General features: G+C 69.9%; 7 protein-coding genes. 2 read left to right on the top strand and 5 right to left on the bottom strand.

The genetic code is table 11. From position 1 onward, the window contains the following. The first annotated feature begins 274 nt into the window (after positions 1 to 274). Together VNJ48_RS06435 and VNJ48_RS06440 are read left to right on the top strand one after the other, a co-directional pair. On the top strand, positions 275 to 5,977 hold the full coding sequence (locus VNJ48_RS06435; protein ID WP_325600265.1) for an eCIS core domain-containing protein: 5,703 nt from the start codon (positions 275 to 277) through the stop codon (positions 5,975 to 5,977). Continuing rightward, positions 5,974 to 8,796: a DUF4157 domain-containing protein gene (locus tag VNJ48_RS06440; protein ID WP_325600267.1), complete on the top strand. Its 2,823-nt coding sequence runs from the start codon at positions 5,974 to 5,976 to the stop codon at positions 8,794 to 8,796. Before VNJ48_RS06435 ends, VNJ48_RS06440 begins: the two co-directional genes overlap by 4 nt. 6 nt (positions 8,797 to 8,802) lie before the next feature. On the opposite strand, the gene VNJ48_RS06445 is transcribed toward VNJ48_RS06440, so the two are convergent. From VNJ48_RS06445 to VNJ48_RS06465, 5 genes are read right to left on the bottom strand one after another with little or no spacing between them, the layout of a single operon-like run. Continuing rightward, complete coding sequence (locus VNJ48_RS06445; protein WP_325600269.1) at positions 8,803 to 10,818, bottom strand: ATP-binding protein; 2,016 nt, start codon at positions 10,816 to 10,818, stop codon at positions 8,803 to 8,805. Beyond that, positions 10,819 to 12,279 (bottom strand): hypothetical protein, encoded by a 1,461-nt coding sequence (locus VNJ48_RS06450; protein ID WP_325600271.1) that lies wholly within the window; start codon positions 12,277 to 12,279, stop codon positions 10,819 to 10,821. It abuts the gene before it with no gap. Then, positions 12,269 to 13,906, bottom strand: a complete 1,638-nt coding sequence (locus tag VNJ48_RS06455) for a hypothetical protein (RefSeq protein WP_325600273.1) — start codon at positions 13,904 to 13,906, stop codon at positions 12,269 to 12,271. The genes VNJ48_RS06450 and VNJ48_RS06455 overlap by 11 nt, the downstream gene beginning before the upstream one ends. Then, a complete protein-coding gene (locus tag VNJ48_RS06460; protein WP_325600275.1) occupies positions 13,903 to 16,050 on the bottom strand; it encodes a hypothetical protein in 2,148 nt (715 codons plus the stop codon). Before VNJ48_RS06460 ends, VNJ48_RS06455 begins: the two co-directional genes overlap by 4 nt. A 49-nt stretch (positions 16,051 to 16,099) precedes the next feature. Next, a complete protein-coding gene (locus VNJ48_RS06465) occupies positions 16,100 to 18,565 on the bottom strand; it encodes a phage tail protein (RefSeq protein ID WP_325600276.1) in 2,466 nt (821 codons plus the stop codon). Positions 18,566 to 18,569: the final 4 nt, after the last annotated feature.

Below are 18,569 nucleotides of genomic sequence, written 5' to 3' on the forward strand. Positions count from 1 at the left end.
ATCGTGATGCATCCGACTCGGCGCTGTCCATAGTCAATATGGGCGTAGACATCGGACCCCTCGTTTCCGGCTCTCCCGAGCACCCCCCTGGTGCAGATCCAACGTGACGGGCGCCGGTCACTGCCGTGTGGGCCGTTGCGTCACGCCTGCGGTGCCGCCGCGTGACGGCTCCGTCGCAGCATCGTCACGGTGCCGTCACGAGAGCGTCACCGTCTCGAACGCGACGTCGCCCGATGGTGACGGCGCGGTGACTGGGCGGGCCGAGAGTGGTCGGGTGGCCGTCGAACCGCTCATGGCTCCGCCGGCACCGGAGGCCCAGCCCATGGAGCGGGCACGTGCGGTGGTGGAAGCAGGCTGCCTGCGTGACCTGCCGGCCTGGGTCGCCTCCGTCGGGGCCGAGGATCCCGACTGGGTCACCAGCCATGACGACGCCGACGAGCGGCTGGCCGAGAGCGTGGCCGATGCGCTACTCGCCGTACCGCCGCCGGGAGCCGACCCGCCCGACGACCCGGAGCCGCGTGACGAGGTGCCGGACCGGCCGCACGTCGAGATCCCGGAGGCCTTCCGGCCGCAGGGTGGACGCCCGCTCCCCGATGCCGTACGGCGCTGGGCGGAACCGGCGACGGGACGTGACCTCTCCCAGGTGCGGGTCCACGACTCCCCGAGCGCCCAGCGGCAGGCCGACGCGATGCACGCCCACGCCTACACCCTGGGCCGCGACATCGTCCTCGGCAGTGCCGTCGGGCGGGTCGAGACCGCACTCACCGACCCGGTCGGCCGGCACACCATCGCCCACGAGATCGGGCACGTCGTGGCGCCCCCGCGCGGCGGAAGAGTGGGGCGCGACGAGTCCGAGAAGCCCGTCGACAAGAGCACGACCTGGAGGCCCTACGTGCCGCCGCAGGACGTGGAGAAGGTCATCGGCGAGGTGCGTGCCTACATGGAGACCCTCGGCGGGGTCGAGTGGGACAAGACGGTGCGCGACGCCTTCGGCGAGGAAGAGGTGGCCAACGGGACACCGGCTCAGGTGCTGGAGCCGGTGTCGATCACGATCCTGTGTGACAACTACGAGATCGTCGTCGACGGGAAGGGCTCAGTCATGTCCGTCCGGCCCCAGGAGGAGGCGAAGCTCCCGCCCGGAGACGCCACGGGGATCGCTCTTGCCTATCCGGCACTGGGATTGGTGTGGCAGGTAGGGGTGCAGACCCGGGCTGACAAGTCCCAGGCGTTGCTGCTGCGCCCCACCGCCAAGAGGCCGGCAGTCACCGGCGCGACGCCGGGCCAGAGCTTCCTGGTCGTCTACCTGCCCGGTGTCTCGGCCCCTCAGGAGCTGATCGACAAGCTCCGCAGGCCGAAGTCGAACACGTCCGACACCCCGGGCTGGACCAAGGACCAGCTTGCGCAGATCAAGAAGCGCAAGGCACAGAAGGCGGCCCAGAAGTCGTCCGAACCTCCGCCGGGCAGCAAGGAAGGAAGCGAGCAGGGGGAGGGCAAGGGCGACACCGGCGAGGGCAAGGGGGCCGGCCACGGCCAAGGGGAGGGAATAGGTGACGGGACAGGCCCCGGCGAACAGGGTGGCGGCGGCGAGGCGCCGGCTGCGGAGAAGGAGGACCCACTCCGGGGTCCGGTGAAGTACAGCTCGTGGCAGGGAGAGAAAGGCCCGCCCCAGCTGGTGATGGAGATCGACCGAGCCTGGACCTCGGTCCCGCTCAAGGAGGGGGAGAGCACCGAGGACCTCGAGGCTCGCGCTGACGCGGCGCTCACTGCGCTCCAGGCATCCCGGGACCCCGCCAACTCGACCCGGATCGAGAAGGGGGTCACCGAGACGGGGATCGTCCAGCCCAAGGGCAGCACCGAGGGCGTCATGCAGACCAAGGCCCAGGCCGAGGCGCAGGCCAGTTCGACCCCGACCCACGCAACGCCCGGCGAGATGGGCACCCCGGGCAAGGGCGGCATAGCGAACGCTCCGGAATATCCATCCAAGATCATCATGACCGGACGCGACGAACGCTTCCCGGCAGTGACCACGTCGGGCGCGACCAACGAGTTCACGATGGACGTGAACTACGCAGCCCGGTCGATGGGCACCATGGACGAGGTCTTCAACCGGATGCAGCGCATCCAGTTCTACTGGGAGGTCATCGACGTCACCGGGCTCACCGTCGCCAAGGCGAAGGAGATGAGCGAGGGCGAGGACAAGAAGCGCCAGGAGGAGGCGGAGAAGCTCGCCGCGCAGACCGCGATCGGGAAGGGCGAGCAGGAGACCAGCCTCGGCGCGACGGGCACCAACCTCGAACGCGACCTCGACGCCATCGCCGAGGACCAGGCCAACGACATCGAGATGATGTCGGAGGAGGACTGGCCCTGGGAGGCGCGGGCGGCCTACCTCGGAGTCATCGGGATCTCCAACGTGATCCGCACGATCGGCTCGATCGTCGGCAGCTTCATCGACGTCCTCACCCAGCCGCTCGACGCACAGTCGATCGGGTTCGACCACGACGGCGACTACATCGTGCGCTGCGTGGCGACGCCGGTGGTCTCCGACGAGGCACGTGAGGACCCCGATCACCACGTGATCCGCAAGTCGAGCATCTCCGTCCTGCCGATCCGGGTCTCCCAGGTCAAGGCCCGTGCGGTCGAAGCGCTGAACCGCGAGGACGACGTGATCGCCGCGAAGGAACGCAAGCTCGAGGAGGCGAAGGCCAAGGGCGAGCAGTGGGCCATCGACAACGCCCAGGCCGAGGTGGACGCGCTGAAGAAGGCCAAGGGGCGCAGCGCGAGCGAGGAGTTCAGGACTCGCGTCGACTACCTGCGCGACCAGGTGCGCGTCGCGGAGTCGCTGCAGAAGCGCCGGACCGCGCCGCTGCCGACGACCCCAGCCGGCGAGAAGCATTCGCCGTACGCCGATTGGGACGACGCCGAGGTCGACCTCGCCTTTCGCCTGCACGGGATGGGCAAACCGCTCCAGGCCTATCTCCAGGAGATGAAGACGGCGCTCGAGCAGATGACCAAGAGCGGTCACGCAGCGTGGGTCAAGGAGCACGCCACCTTCGAGCCGGTCGGCTCGGTGAAGGCAGAGTTCCGGCCCCGGTTGGTGCTGGCCAGCGAAGTCACCGGTCAGGTGACCGACGTGCTGTGCATGCTCGGCCAGGTATCGAAGGGTGACAACGCGCCCTGGAAGTGGAAGCTCGTCGACATCACGAGTCCCGGCAGCCGAGACGAATATGTCGGCACCAGCTCGAAGCCGGGCGAGGAGGGACGCGCCGAAGCGATCCGGGACTGCTTCAGGAGATTTGCGGAGAAGTCGGGCTACGGCAGAGGCACGCTGGCCATCCGACTGTCCGACGACCTCCGCGCGGCCGTGCCTACCGCCTCGGTCGAGGCGACAATGAGGTCCGCCCCGGGCGGCGCCGATCGGGGACTTTCCCGGCTGGGTGACCTCGCCAAGGCAGCGATGATCGCGGGCCTGTTCGTCACCGGCCCGGCCGGCCTTGTCATCGGGGCCGTCGGCGGCGTCGCCGGGGCCGTCGTCGCGGCCAACTCGCTCGTGAAGCGGGCACGCACCGGTCACCTGCTCGAGATCGGCACCGTCTTCGACGCACTCGGGGTCATCGGCAGCGCTGCTGCCTTCCTCAACTCAGGTGTGGCGCTGATCAGGGGCAGCGCCGAGTGGAGCAAGCGCCTCCAGAACGCACCGAAGTGGCTGTCGCGACTGGAGAAGCTCGAGAACCGGCTGCACATCTACGGCAAGTTCGACAACGTGCAGCAGCTGTTCTCGATCCCGGTGCAGCTCGCCGTGGAGTGGCACGAAATCGAGGAGAGCGGTGGTAGCGAGGGCCAGAAACGCTCGCGCAAGATGAAGGCGCTCCTGCACGCGATCGAGACCGGCGCCATCACGGTGACCATGATGGGAGGCGGGCTCCGAGCCAAGGACGAGCACGCCGTCAATCCCCCGGACAGCACCGCACCGCTGCCGAAGGGCACCGGCGAGGCCGACGCTCACGCCCGCGCTGACGGAACCGGGCCGGCCAAGCCGCCGACCGTGCACCCGGACGAGGGGAAGGGGGCTGCGCAGTCCGAGGAGTCCGCGCCGCCCGCGAAGCCGATCACCCCCGACGATGCCAAGGCGCTCGCCAAGAGCAAGCTGGAGGCGACGGCGCAGGCCGAACGCAAGGCGGCGCACGACAAGACCGACGCGACGAGCAAGCCCAAGGGAGACGAGAAGGTCACACCCGACGAGGACAGTCGGACCACTACCGGCACGGCGAAGCCCACCCCGGAGCGCCCGTTCGAGCCGATCGCGGACAAGAACGTGGCCGAGAAGCAGAAGGTCGTTGAGACGCTCCAGGGTCGGCTCGGCAAGGAGGTCGCACAGCCGAGCAGTCAGGGCAAGCCCGCACCACAGGGCGAGTACGGCGCGAGGACCATGAACTCCAAGGAAGCCGTCGAGAACTACGACAAGGCAGTTGCCGAGTCGGCCGGGCGTGAGGTCGGGTTGTTCTTCAACCCGAACACCGGCGAGTTCCAGGTCATGGTCGGCACCGAGAACTCGGTCCGTGGCCCACGCGGCGACGGCTGGCAGGCCCTCGTCCACCTGCACCCCAACCCCGAGAACGTGATCACCTTGCGGCTCCCCGCGCCGGCCGACGTCTGGGGCGCGGTCAAGGCGGCCATGCGCACCGGCAGCCACACCGAGTTCGTGCAGTCGACGCGTCCAGACGGCAGCACCGGTCTCGCGAAGGTCACGGTCACCACGCCGCCGCTCAAGATCCTGGTCGAGCTGCCCGCCTCGCCGGGTGAGCCGGCCCGGACGATCGTGGCCAAGACGCCCGATGAGTACGTCGCGGAGTATGGCCGCGACTCGTCCTACATGGAGCCGGGGTCCGACCTCTACAACTGGGTGATGAGGGACCTCGACGACTACTACGACCTCAAGCGCAAGGACGCAGACGAGCGCACCGCCGCCGGCGTCGCCGGGAAGCCGACGCAGACCGAGCCGGGACCGGCAGAGCAGAAGGGCGCTCACAGCAAGGCCATCGAGGCGTTGCGACGCGAGGTCCTGCGTCAGCAGGAGCAGGCCGACCCGGCCACCAAGAAGATGTATGACGACGTCCTGGCCGACCTAGCCAAGCTGGCTGACGACGATGCGGCCGGCACGTTGCCGAGCGAGGTCAGGAAGCGGATCAAGGAGAAGCAGGACGACCTCGCGCAATATCACGACAAGTTCAAGCCGGTGCCCCTGCATGCCGTCGAGTCCAAGGCGCAGCGCATGCGCACCGAGGCCAGCGAGACCAAGAAGTCCGACCTCAAGCCGAAGCTCATCGACCTGGCGACGAGGTTCGACAAGCTCGCCGAGAAGATCAAGAAGAACCCGAAGTTCGACCCCCGGCTGGAGTACGCAGCGCTGGTCAGCGAATGGGCAGGGCTCAGGGCACGGGAGGGCGACGTCGTCTTCGACCTCCGCGACCCCGTGCTCCGCAAGCAGACCGTGGACTGGTTCACCGCCAACGCCGCGAAGCTGACGACGGACAGCATCGGTGAGCTGGTGCTCAAGCGCCTGGTCGAGCACCTGGGCTCGACCGACCTGCTGGTCCTCGGCCAGTCCCCGAGGAGTGCGGCGCGTGGACAGGGGCTCGAGAGCGACCTGCAAGGCGCGGTCAAGGCAGCAGTCAAGGGCGGCCGCTTCCCCGACTGGTATCTCGCCGAGTTCGCGAAGGGGGTGGACCGCGGCAGGGAGGACGGGCGCACCGACGGCTGGCCCAACGACGAGGTGGGCGTGGCCTGGGAGGTCGACCACGTGATCGAGCTGTGGCTCTCCGGCGCCGACGACGTGTCGAATTTCCTGGCGATCCCGAAGCGGGTGCACAACGACAAGAACGCCATGATGGCGAAGTTCCGTGCCGAGTACCGTGCCAGGGCGGTCGCGGGTGAGTCGACCGATGTGCGCGCCACCGATCCGAGGGAGCAGGGGCAATGAGCCCTGCCGGGGAGCGCGACCGACGGCCAACGCCCGGGACTGCATCGACCACATCGGGCACCAGCGGCAGGGCCGAGGAGAGTGCCGCCGAGCCGACTGCCACGACGCCGCTGTGGGCGCGCACCCCTCGACGTGTCGATCGCGAGGTCGAGGCGGACTCACTGGCGGCGCATGCGCTGCGATCGACGCCGGAGCCAGGGCGTGCGCTGCGCAACCTCCACCCGGCACCTGCCCCCGCGGAGGTCGAGAGTGGTGCTGATCGGTTGCCTGTGAGAGAGCGCGCGGACTTCTCCGCGCGTTTCGGCTACGACCTGTCGGAGGTCCGGTTGCACGGTGCGTACGACGGTGCGCGCGACCTGGGTGCCGACGCCTTCGCTCTGGGCCGGGTGGTGGCGTTCGCCCCCGGCGCCTTTGACCCGACCACACCACGGGGCCGGGCCCTGCTCGCGCACGAGCTGGCCCACGTGGTGCTCGAACGGGGTGAACCGCCCGCCGTCTCGACGCAGAAGTCGCCCCCCACGCCGACGACCTTCTATCCCGAGGTGGAGGACGCGTTCCAGCGCAGCTGGGGGCACCATGAACTGGCGATCAGGCCGGTGCTCCAGCTGTGCCAGGTCGTGGAGTCCGAGCAGGGCGCGGAGGTGGAGAAGGCGCTCGTCGCAGTGGAGAAGACGAACGTCCACCTGTTGCCGACCTTCGTCCCACGCACCAGCACCGCGGCCGAGCTGATGGCCCGACTCATGCTCATGGGGCGTCCGGCCCAGGCAATGCGGTTCCGGACCTGGCAGGTGTCCCTGCTCGATGTCTATGGCAGATCTGGGACCGTAGCGACGACCTTCGACACCGAGGCCTGGCTCACCGAAGATGCTCTGGGCAGGCTTCGCACCAAGATCAGCTGGTCTGACCCGAAGGGTGCTCTGACGCTGCTCGACGCCGAGCTCGGTCTCATCCCGGTCCTGGTGCGAGAGCTCCAGGGCCTGGATCCGAAGCAGGTCGCAGAGGACCGCAAGCGGCTGGCCGCGAACACCGATCCGTTCACGCAGCCGGGCTTCGGCAACCAGAGCGGCGACCACCTCACGATCCATCTCTGGGAGCTCAAGCTGGCCGCGCTCGCGAGGGCGGCGTTCATCGACGCCCAGGCACCGGTGCAGGCGCTGATGGACCTCGCTGCCGCGGACCTGGCTGCCGGGCGAGGGGACGCGACGCTCGTAGCCCTCGAGCAACGCCTGGCCACGATGGCGGGTCTGTCCATGCCGCAGACCGGGCTGGAGAACAACACGACCGAATATCGCAGCAAGGGTCGCAAGGACGTGCTGGTGCAGGTGGACTCGTGGCTTGACCAGCCCGGAGCCAAGGACCGCAAGGCCCAGCTCGACTCCTATGACGTCGAGGACGAGCGGAGCAACATCTATCCGCGCCCGGACCAGCCCGTCGAGCCCGGGCGGATTCTCGCCCTGCGACAGCGGCAGATCAACGTGCTGAAGCTGATCCATGGGCAGGAGTTGGACAAGAGCGGCAAGAACAGGACGAGCGATACGCTGGAGAACGAAGCGGCGGCCAAGACGCTCGGCAAGGACGGGCTCAACCTGCACAGCGACGACGACTGGCGCAGGTTCCTGCTCGCGAAGTACACAGCTCGGCGCGCGACTTCCAGCGCCGAGGTGGCCTTCGAGTCGCTGCTCGACCTGCTCAAGGTCTATCTCAAGACCTTCACCACCCACTCGCCGTTCAACATGGACGACTTCGGCGACAGCTTCCTCACCATGCAGTTCCCGCGGGCCCTCACCGGGCAGCTCGTGCACGACTGCGGTGTCTACGCGTTGCGGATCGCCTACATGCTCTCGCTCGTCCGCGAGGAGCCCACCTTGAAGCTTCAAACGCGCTTCGTGCAGCTGCCGGTGCACATCGGGCTGATCATCACGAGCTCGACGGCTCCGATCGGCGCCTACCTCGTGCACAACGACGACGTGACCCACTACGACCAGACCGCCATCGACGCGATGCGTGCGAAGTTCGACGTCACCGACGAGCAGGGACAGCCGCGTCCCGCAGCCAAGCACAATGCCGCGACCGACGACGCGTTTCTGGGCGAGCTGGCGACTGATGCGTTCGTCCAGATCACCGACGCGCCCTATGCCGTGAGCGCCGTTCCGCACCTGTCGGGAGCGGCCGCCGCCGACAAGTCGAGCCTGTGGGCGGCGTACCAGCAAACCCTGAAGGCCAAGCTGTTCGGCAAGGTGGCCGAGGATCCGAAGAGTCCCTACTACCAGTTCCACCTCCGCTACCTCGACCTCCTGAAGGCCACGAAGACCCATCACAACGAGAAGCTGGTGCCGTTCTGGAAAGAGGGAGGGCACGCCGCCTGGAAGGCGCACAAGGACAAGCTGAAGGCAGCCGACGACGCGCGGACCAAGGCAAGCACTCCGGCCGAGAAGGGCCAGGCGGAGGCTAACTTCGCATCGGCTCGCAAGGCCTACCTCGAGGCAGAGACCGAGCGCGAGGAGCTCCCGGCGGGCAGTCAGGCGAAGGTGAAGGTGAAGCGCCAGCTCGAGGCGTGGTTCGACGAGGTGGATGCGGCCTACACGAGTCACGTGGTGCCGAAGTCGCACGCCATCAGCAACGACGTCGTGGCCGACCCGAGCGTCATCGGTCCCGGAGCTTCTCGTGCCTCGGCCCTGCGTCTGATGGAGGTGCTGGACCCGGACATCGACCCGGGGTGGAAGGTCGAGGTCGGTCGGCACTTCACGGCCCTGAAGGCGGGGTCGTTCGACGAGCCGAGATATGCCGACGAGAAGGAGTTGCTCGACCGGATCGACTGACCGCGACTACCAGCTCGGCAGACTCACTCGTCGGTCCCCGTTCGCTCGGTCCCCGTTCACGTCGTTCACCCCGCGCCCGCCGTCTGCACCCGAGTTGAGTGGGCAGGCCGCTCCTGCCCGACGATATTCGCGGCGCACGGCATCGGTCACGAAGAGACCGCCGATCACGGCCCCCTCGTCGAGAGCGAGCAGCAGGGCATGCAGCGACGCGTTGCGGATCTGACCGCCGGTGAGAGCGCAGCGCCGGGCGATGTCGCGCAGCACGGCGGGATCGACCTCGTGGTCGGCAGGCAGGTGGGTGTGCCACAGCTGGAGTCGCTGCTCGGCGTCGGGTGCGACGAAGTCGACGGTCACGTCGATGCGGCGCAGGAAGGCCGGGTCGATCCGGGCTGCGGCGTTGCTGGTCACCACGACGATGCCATCGAAGGTCTCGAGCCGCTGAAGCAGGAAGTTGGTCTCCAGGTTGGCGTAGCGGTCGTTGGCGGTGGACACCTCGGTCCGGCGGGTCATCAGGGCGTCGCCCTCGTCGAGGAGGAGCAGCACGTCGAGCTCCTCCGCCCGGCCGAGGACCCTGTCGAGGTTTCGCTCCGTCTCACCGATGTACTTGTTGACCACCGAGGCGAGGTCGACCCGGTAGACGTCGAGCTGCAGCAGCGCGGCGACATGACGCGCGGCGAGCGTCTTGCCTGTACCGCTCGGTCCGGCGAAGAGGGCCCGCACACCGCGATTGAGACCCCCGTGGCTGCCTCCCGTGACGACGGAGAGCCGCTCCCGGTTGCGGCAGCGACGCACCAGGGTCTTCAGCTCCTCCGCGGCGTGGTGGGGCAGGATCGGCCTGGACGCTTCGGGGAGCGGCTCCAGCAGGGTGGCGAGCGTCTCGAGGTCCTGCCGGCGCAGTGAGCGGGTGGCCGCTCGCACGTCGCCGACGGTCGGCACAGCACGCCCCTGCGCTCGCGCGGCCATCGAGGCGAGCGGGGCGGCGCGAACGATGTCACCGGGATTGAGCAGGAACCGCTCCACGATCTCGGGCAGGTCGGGTGCCTCCGCCGGCACCCCGGCAGAGCGCCAGAGGAGCCGACGGTCGTCGGGACCGCAGGGACCCAGGACGAGGGTGACGGCGCGCTCCAGGGCAGCCCCGGTCACGCTTCCCGAGCACCCCAGGACCACCCCGGGGGGACGAGAGCCCGGCGGGAGCGCTGGCAGCACGATCGTCTCGCCCGGACCGGGGTGGCAGCGCGCCACCAGGGTCAGGTCCGCCAGTCTTGCCAAGGCACCGGCCAGCTGCCATGCGGGGTCGCCGGGATCACCGTCGTAGACGAGAAGGTCAGGGCCCGCCAGAGCGGCGAGCACCGTGGTGCGGCCGCTGCCCGTCTGGCCGCGTACGACGACGGCCGACACCACACCGTCGGCAACGAGCTCCGGCAGGCGCACGGCTGCGGCGTACGAGGGTTCGCTCAGGGCGAGCTCGGACAGAGGCGGGAAGCCGCTGCGCAGCTTCAGCTGCTGCGGCAGAGCCGACCCGTCCAGAGAGCCCGTGGCCAATAGCTCCCAGACCGCGGCGGGGAGTCGCAGCGTCCACTCGGCCCGGGGGTCGCCAGGATTGTCCACCAGCAGGACGCCACGGGCGATCAGGTCGTGGCAGCCTCGGGCATAGGCCGCGGGTCCGCCAGAAGCAGGCGACCCGAGCACCCAGCCGACCAGGCCGACGCAGGGTCGACGACTGCGGAGCGGCTCCTGCAAGGTGGCGAAGAGACTGCCGAAGCGAATGTCGTCCTCGATGAGACCCGCCATCGTGACCACCAGAGCCTCGTCGAGGCTGAGGCGGCCGAGGGGTGTGCTGGGGTCTGTCGCGGACAGGGCCGCAGCGGTCCACCACGTGTCGGGGTCGGGGATGTCGTCGGGCGCGCACGTGGCGGCCCGGTCGTGGAGGGTCTCCAGCCAGGGGGCCTCGGTGCCGGCCTCGGCCAGCCGGTCCAGCAACCGGCGCTGGACGACAGCTCGGACCAGGGCTGCGTGTTCCATTCAGCCCACCTGCTCGAAGTGGAAGAGCACGACGCGGCCGAGACTGGGGACCCACCCCGGGTCCTGGTCCAGCCCCGCGGAGCGAGCGGCAAGGTCGATCCGGTCGAGGTCGAGGACCACGTCGACGTGCGTTCGCGACACCAGGATCTCGCCGGGCTGGGTGAAGGTGTCCACGCCGATCCGGCGTTCGGTGAGGAACTGCCGGACCGGTCGCACGGCCCCGAGTCGCACCGGAGTCCGCCGATCGGCTGGCCGGCCGTCCAGGTCGGCGAGCAGCTGCAGGAGCGGGTCGGCGAGGAGGGTCCTGCGACGAGGCGGGGGGACAGTGCGCAGCAGCCAGCGGCTCAGCGCCTCGACGACCGCCCAGCCGGTCGCGGCGTCGGCACTGGCAGGACTGAGTCGGTCGAGCCCGAACCTGCGCACGAGATTGACGGAAAAGAGCATCGTCGCCAACTCGCTGTGGATCGAGGGCCCGCTGCCGGCCCAGGGTGCGTGGCGCCACGATCGGTCGGCTGGTTCCGTCGGCGGCGTGCGTCGACGGGGCTTCCAGGCAACGACGGGTTCGCGCCCCGGCCCCGGCGGGCGTTCCTCGTCACGCGGGTCGGCTGCGGGGTGGGGCGGTTCCGGCGCGGAAGGCTGCAGGCGCAGGGTGGGCAGCGGATCCGGCGCCGGGACTGGGCGCACTGGGTCCGTTGGCGCCTCCGGCGATGTGGGTATGGCGGACGCCAGCCGGACCGCCTGCTCGACCCAGGTCCGCAGCCCTGAGACACTGGCCGGTCGTTCGTCGAGCAGGCGCACCAAACCCAGCAGCAGCCTGGTGGCAGGCGGCCCCGCCGGCAGGTCGGACTCGGGGACGCACGCCGGTGCCGGCTTGAGCGCGGTGTGTTCGCGGGCGGCCGTCGGCTCGGTGGTGCGGTCTTGAGCATCGACGGCATCTCCGGCATCGCCGGCATCGCCGACATAGGTGGTGACGATGGCGGCGACGACCCGCGCCACCTGCTCCGGGGTGAGCAACGAGACCATCGCCACGGCCAGCTCGGGGTGCTCGCGCAGCACTGGTCCGAGGGCGGCGGGCAGCCAGTGCGGTGATCGGAGCCAGGCGGTCGTGAGCGCCTCGCCGGCGTCACCTGCCGGCAGGCTGTCGCGCCACCACCAGCGATGGCGCGCCACCCCGTCGGCGAGGTCCTCAGACAGGCATCGGAGGGCTTCGGCCTCGTCGGAGAACTCCACCGCCTCGGCGCGCGGGTCCACCGGACCGAGGGCCGGTCGCGCTGCGCGACGGCGCAGCTCGTCGAGGGCCCGGCGGGCCTCGAGCGGGTCGTCTACCGACACCGAGAGTCGGCGTACGACGAGCACGCGCCGGTCGTCGCCTCGGACGAGGTCGAGGCGTCGCACGGTCGCCTCGGCGTCGAGTCGCGGACCCGAGACTCGAAGGACACCGATGCTGAGCTCAGCGGGCACCGGTCATACCCGTCGGGTGGTAGGACAGCCATGGTGGCCGCGACCGGGTCGCCCAGCGGCGGTTGGCGATGAACACGACGTACAACCTGGAGGCGGAGAAGCCGCCGTTCGCCCGTCGTTTGCGGCTGCTCATCTGCCGGTAGAGCGCCGTGTTGTCGGCGGCTGTCTCGAGGTTCTGGATGACGTAGTAGTAGGTGAAGGGCGTCGCCCGGCGCATGTCCGCGTGGTCGCGCCGCTCCCTGTTCGACTTGGCGTCGGCGATCGCGTCCGGGTCGTCGTCCTCGCGGGTCCGCGTGGCCACGGGCATGGCCCGCCATGACTGCTCGAGCGCCCACTCGGCCAGCTCCCAGTCGAGGAAGCCGCCGGAGCGCCCCAGGGACCCGAAGAAGCGCTCCGGGTCGTAGCCGTGGCCGACCGAGGCGTCCGCCACCGCCAACAACTGCTTGAAGGCGCTGATGTGCTCTTTGCGTAGCGTCTTGACGGCTTCCTTGACCCCGCTGACGATCTCGATCTGCTGGAGCTCATTCTCGGCGGACTCGCCGGGCACCGAGTCCGTCATCCGGTAGCGTCGCGAGGTCCAGGCATTCTCGGCCGCTTCCGCCGCCTCCTCATAGGTCGGATGGGCGGGTTGCTTCGCGAGGTCGCGCACGCCCTCCTCGGCGAGCTTGCGAAAGCCCGAGTTGTCGACCGGCAGGAAGCCGACGGGTGGCAGCTGGCCGAAGAACGTGTCGGCCCTGGCCGATCCGGCGAGCGCCCGCGACACCAGCTCCTCGGCCTGGTCCTGGAACTGCAGGAACCTCGCGATCCCGTCGGACTCACGCCGCTCCGAGACCGTCGCCGACCACGCCGAGGGCACTGCGTCCGGCTGGGTGACTCGGCGCCGCGCGGACCAGTTGTCGAGGTCGATGACCGCGTGGCCGTCCCAGTGCAGCACGGCCAGCGGCACGTCGTACGGCGTGAGGTCGGCCGCCGCGAGCCGGTCGAACCCGCCATAGGCGGGATCGAAGGCGAAGGGGTCGCGGCCGAACCGCAGCAGCTGCTCGGTGCCGAAGCACCAGTGCGCGACCAGGTTGCGGCGGTTGGTGTCGGTGACCGCCGCGCCGGCGACCACGCTACCGACGGGCAGCACGATGGCCCGAAACTCCACGCCCTCGACCTGCCACTGGGCGGCGCAGCACGACGACACCTGGGTCGTGGGTGGCGGCACCAGCGGGGCCTGGCCGTCGAGACGGCAGCTGGCTCGTGCGGTCAACAGCAACATCCCCTCGGTGAGGGCGGAGCCCTCTTCCCCGCCGGGTGCGCCGCCACAGCAGCTGAAGTCGGAGTCGTCGACCGGCTGCGCGGCCACGGCGTGGGTGAGCTTGAGTGTCACCGCACGCGGCACCACGACCGGGCCGCCCGCCCGGCACAGGGCGAGGCCGGGCTGGATCGTCAGCGTCGTCTGGCTCCCGGTGACCCACAGCCCGCGGACGGTGCCCGCACCCGCTGCCTCGCCGATCCGCGTGTCGCGGGTGCGCAGGCTCTGTTGGCTGGTGGCCAGGTCCTCGGCCACCAGCAGCCGGCCGTTGACGTAGTTGGGCAGGAGCGCGCCGTCGGTGAAGTCGGCACCGACGACCTGGCTGCTCATCGGGGACCGCCGCCCTTCTTGGCCGGCGTCTTCTTCGCGGGCGTCTTCTTGGCCACGGTCTTCTTGGCCACGGTCTTCTTGGCCACGGTCTTCGCCGCTGTCTTCTTGACTGCCGTGCGGGGCACCGTCTTCTTCGCCGCGAGCCTTCGCTCGTCAACGTCCGAGTGGATCGGGGAGCGGTCGGTCGGCGGGGAGGCGTCCCGGAAGGCGAACGGGCCGACCAGGATCCGGCCCGGCGCGGGGGGTTCGCGCCTTGGCCGGGGGAAGACCTGGCCGTCTTCGAAGAGGTTGGAGACCTCGACCTCGCGGAACGGCTCCGATCTGCTGAACGCGACCACCTCGGCACGAGTCTCGTCCCAGCCGAGGTAGAGGATGTCGGCGCGATCGATCCACTCGTCGAGCTGCACCTTGTTGCCGTCGGGGTCCTGCACGACCGCCTCATGGGTGAGGAAGAGATGGCGCAGCAGGATGGGCACGTTGCGACCGGGCTGGGGGTGCTTGAGCTCGAAATACCACAGGTTCGGCGACACCGACGACTGGACCTTCTGCCCGATGGAGACCTGGTTTCCCGTCGTCTCGTCGAACATCTTGACCTCGAAGTCGAGCATCGCGACGTTGTCCAGCCACTCTCGCGGCTGCAGGTGGAACCACATCTCCAGGATCAGCCGCTCACCGTCGTTGAGGATCGTGGTGATCTCGACGAACTCCTTGCTCGCCACGGCCGCGGCCTGCACCTGCTCGGGGCCGTGCACTGCGGCATACGCCGTGACGTCGCCCTGCGAGTCCTGGTCGAGGAACGGCACGCCGGTCGCGTCCTCGAAGTCGAGCAGGGTGGTGCCGAAGTCGGCGATACGGACGCTGGTCGCCGGGAACAAGGCCCGCAGCTGGAGTCCGGGACGGGCGCTGATCCTCGGCTCCTTGGCCGTGAGCGTCCACACGAACGCGAAGTCGACCGGGTTGCCCTGGTCGTCGAGCGCCGAGGTGACGAACTCGCTGTCGCCGCCGTCCTCGTCGGTGACGTTGATCGTCTCGGGCAGGTGCACCGGCTTCTCGAGCTGGAACCACGCGTCGATCTTGGTGGGGTCCTTGCTGGTGCCCCCGGTCGCGAAGAGCGTCACCAGCGTCACGGGCGGGTTGGGCTCCGACGGCGGGACCGTCTCGCTGCGCTCACCGAGCCAACGGAGCTCCTGGACGAGCTGGGTGTGCAGGAGGAACGGGCGTCCCTCGTCGACCGGGTCTTCGCAGGACACGATCTCCGGCGCGGCGGAGTCGAAGGGCTGGGCCGGCTCGAAGGTGATGGTGGCCAGCAGGATCGCGGGGTCCGAGGCAGGGTCGGGCTCGATCAGGTCGGGGGTGAGGCCGTCGGCGGGGCCGGGCCGCACCCGAGTCACCCACACGGTGAGCAGTCGGTCGAGGGTGGCCGCGGCAGTCTCCAGCGGGAGTTTCCAGGTGGTGCCGGGAGCCGGGTCGAGGTCGCCCGGCCCGTCATCGGCGCGCTGGGCGAGTTCGAGTACGGCGGCGAGGATGTCGTCCTCGTCGGAGCTAGCCGCCGGCAGCCCGGCCACGAAGTCCACCGAGCCGAGCAGCCGCGCCAGCCGGCGGTCGGTGTCCCACCGCGGCATCGGCGGCGGCTCCCAGCGCAGCTCGACGTCCCAGGCGTCGCGCACCCGAGACGGCACCATCGTCTGGTCGCTGCTCGAGCACGGCTGGCCCGGCAGCGGCACGAGCGCGTCGAGGCACTCGGCATAGGACGCCACGACATAGACGGTGGCCGTGCCGTCGGGCTGCAGGTGCCGGCCGAGGGTCCCGGGGTCGGCCTGCTCCTGGACGCCGAGCCAGGCTCCGAGCCGCGCGCACTGGTCGCAGCGGATGACGATCTCGCGTCCCCATTGGTCGACGGCTATGCCGGTGGTGACGCTGATCGTGTAGTCGGTGGTCCCGGTCGGCGCCACGGAGACGGCGAGCCCGGACACGGTGCCGAAGCCGTGCTGGCCGCGCTCGTGCAGCCCGTCCCTGGTGAGGCGGTGCAGCTGCTCCTGGAGGAACTCGTCGAGCCCGAGGACCATGCCATAGGCGTAGTTCACGCGCAGGTCGGGACCGAGGGTGCCGGTCGTCGGCGAGACGCACGGTTCGGTGACGGTCATGGTTGGCTCCTTGCGGTTGCTGGGAACGGTGGGAGGAAGGGTGGGTGTGTCACAGGACCGGCGCTCCTGAGCCGCGTGCCACCCGGTCGCGGTCGGAGACGATCCGGTCCGTGAGGTCGAAGGGGTGCGGATGGGCCAGGTGACCGGCCGCCAGCGGGGTGCTCCCGGTCTTCACCGGGACGTAGGACGGGGCGTGCCCGATCTCGGTGTCGAGCCCCAGCCGGGCCTGGCCGATCACGAACAGCTCGTAGTAGTGGCGCAGGCTGAACGCCGCGTGGGCTGGGCGAGCCAGCTCCACGATCCGTTGGACCATGGCGACGTCCTGATCGGACAGGCCTTGCGGGACGAGGACCTCGAAGCGGTGTGCCGCCGCACGCACCCGGGCGCGCAGGTCCGGGACGGGGGCGTCGGCTGCGGCGCCGTACGACACTCCGCCGGTGTCGCGGGTCAAGAACCGCTCCACGACCCGGATGCCGCCGGTGCCGAAGGCCGCGGAGCGGAACACGCCCTCGTCGACCACGGGCTCGAGATAGACCCGCAGGGTCGCGACCACCCCGAGGGCGGTGCCGCGGATCCGATAGAAGCGGTCGATGTGGCGGATCAGGAACCGTCGCCGCGACTCGTCCCACAGCGGGTCGAGGGCCAGACCGAACCAGGCGGACAGCCACGTCAGGTCGGGGCCGGGCGCGGTGCGGCTGTCGAGCAGGAGGTGGCTGTGCTCGATCTTCTCCTCGAGGGCGGTGAGCACCCCCTCGGGGTTTGCCAGGAACCGCTCCAGGAACCGGTCGGGGCCGTCGTGCTCGGCAAAGACCGCGGGGAGGTAGTGCTCGGGGTAGGAGAACCGCGGATACCACACTCGCAGCGAGCGCAGCCAGGGCGTTGCGCGACCGCTGCCGGTGAAGGTGAGCTCGAGCTGGACGTAGCGGCCGACGACGTTCTGGAAGAGCAGCTCGTGCGTACCCATCCCCTCGGGCAGGGGCGCCGGATCTCGGACGTCTCCGCGCCGGTCCGCCCAGGGGTCGGTCCAGGGCAGCTCGGAGCCGCCCGAGCGCAGGTAGGGCACCGGCTGGATGAGCCAGGTCTCCAGCCGCAGCAGCGTCGGGTCGTCGCCCGCGCGAGCCCGGACGGTGACCGAGGTGCCGGTCGGGACGTGCATGTCGAGCAGCAGCCGGTGCCAGACGCAGGCAGGGGTTCCGCTGTCGAAGCTGTCGCCGGGCAGTCCCGGCTCGTCGCCGAAGGTGATGGGAGTGAGCAGCGTCCCCGAGGCGACGAACCGGCACTCACTGAAGACCTGCAGACTGATCCACCGCTCGCCGAAGTCGTAGTGGACGCCGTCGGGCGTGCGCACGAGCGCGCGCTCGGCCCACCGGCGCAGCGGCAGGAACTCGTCGCGGGCGATGACCTCGCCGGTGTCGGGGTCGAGGGCGAAGGCGATCACCTGGTCGCCGGCGACGTCCGCGACATAGAGCATGGGCGGGTCGAGCGGGCCGCCGGCCCCGGCGTGCATGAGGTCGTAGGCGAAGTCGTGTGCGACGACTGAGAACAGGGTGGACTGCGCTTCGGGATCGTCCGGATCGACCACTTGGACGACGTCCTTCAGCGGCCTCTGCCACCGCAGGGTGACGCCGTCATAGCAAAAGAGCACCGAGTGATCGCGCGACGCCATACTGTCGATCACGAGCACGCTGCCCCCGGGCCCCGGCTCGATGCTGATCGGGTGGACCGGGTCGCCGTCCTTGTCCAGCAGCACCAGCGGTGCCGGGATCACGGTCCCGCTGATCACCACGGGATCCGAGCCGTCAGTCGGGGTGAATCCGATCGGGTGACTCGGCTGTTGGCCGCGGAGCCGGAGGTGCTCGTCGAGCCGCCAATAGCAGCCGGCCTCTCGGTCGAGCACCAACGCGCCACCGTCGGGGGTGTCGCTGAGGTCCCAAGGCTGGAAGCCAGGCGGCCAGAGCATCCGCAGCGGCGCCCCACCGGCCTGCAGGTCGAAGACGAGCAGCCCGGCCTCGGCCGCGCCAGCGTCGATCGGGGAGGTGTAGCCGACGAGCAGGTAGTGGTGGGTGGTGACGGCGAGCCCGCTCAGCTGCAGCTGCGAGGGAGGGCAAATGCAGACGCTCGTGAAGCCGCTCGTGACCGGGCTGTCGCTGCAGGTGCACGCGGCGTCGAGGTCGCTGACCGACCACCACGTCGCGGCCCACCGCTGGCCGGCCGGGAGCCAACAGATGCAGGTGCGCGTCTCGTCGATCCAGAACCAATTGCCATAGCCGTCCCGGCCTGCGCCACGACGACGCTCCACATCGAGCGACTCGCTGCCTCCCGCCCGCCGGAACAGCGGGGTCTCCCGGCGCAGCCGCAGCACCAGTCTGTCGTCGTCGTGCTCCCAGGCGGACGAACCGACGCCGGGTGTGCCTGCCCAGTGCGCGGCCAGGGTGTGCCCGGACACGTCGTCGACGCACCTGGCCCAGTCGGGCCGGTCGTGCAGCAGGTGGAACTGCGATCCCTGGACATCCATGGCG

It is taken from the genome of Nocardioides sp., from assembly GCF_035576065.1.
In the GTDB taxonomy this organism is placed as follows: Bacteria; Actinomycetota; Actinomycetes; order Propionibacteriales; family Nocardioidaceae; genus Nocardioides.